Here is a 720-nt window from a genome sequence, read left to right as displayed (position 1 = left end):
AGTAGTCAACTGAGCTGACCCCGATGACGATGTGGTTGGCATCGGCCACTTCTGCAACGGCTAGCGCATAAGACAAAAATATCGTATTGCGCGCAGGCACATAAGTATTCGGAATGGCATCGTTATCGATCTCATCACGCTTCTTGCTAGGGAATTTGTCCGAATCGCCGTCTGGTACAATCATGCTGTGGTCTGTCAATGAAGAGCCACCAAGCTGAGCGATATCAATATCAATGATTCTATGATTGACGCCTGCTGTCTCAGCGATAGTCTTTGCTGCAACAAGCTCACTGTTGTGACGCTGACCATAGTTGAAGCTGACCGCTGTCACAGAGGCATAGCGCGCTTTTGCCCAATACAAACACGTCACCGAATCGAGGCCACCTGATAAAAGTACAACGGCGTTTTGATTTTTATTGAGAGTATCTAATTCAGTATTGGACGCTTGGTTGGCCGAGTTATTCTGCAAAGTAACGTTAGTCATAGTGGTATCTATTATTGGTTTACGAAAACGGCTATTTTAGCAAAAATACGTCTACTACAGAACCACGAAGCGACCAATCACCCGTCACTAAACTGCCAAAGCAAATTTAAACAGCATCGTAATAAAATAAAGTCGGTATTACTGTCATCTTTTCAATCTGTTAGCAATATTTGTTATAATCGCAGCTTTTAAAGTATCAGTCACATGACATTGGTGATAATGCTTTAAAAGCCTTA

1 protein-coding gene is annotated in these 720 nt (G+C 42.8%); it reads right to left on the bottom strand.

Annotation, left to right across the window (positions count from 1 at the left end; translation table 11 throughout):
• On the bottom strand, positions 1 to 484 hold a 484-nt coding region (locus tag ACS8FC_RS17360; protein ID WP_439297699.1), incomplete at its 3' end, for a 7-cyano-7-deazaguanine synthase.
• Positions 485 to 720 lie beyond the last annotated feature (236 nt).

This window comes from Psychrobacter sp. 1Y4 (assembly GCF_051847555.1).
This window is presented reverse-complemented; position numbering and strand designations above follow the sequence as displayed.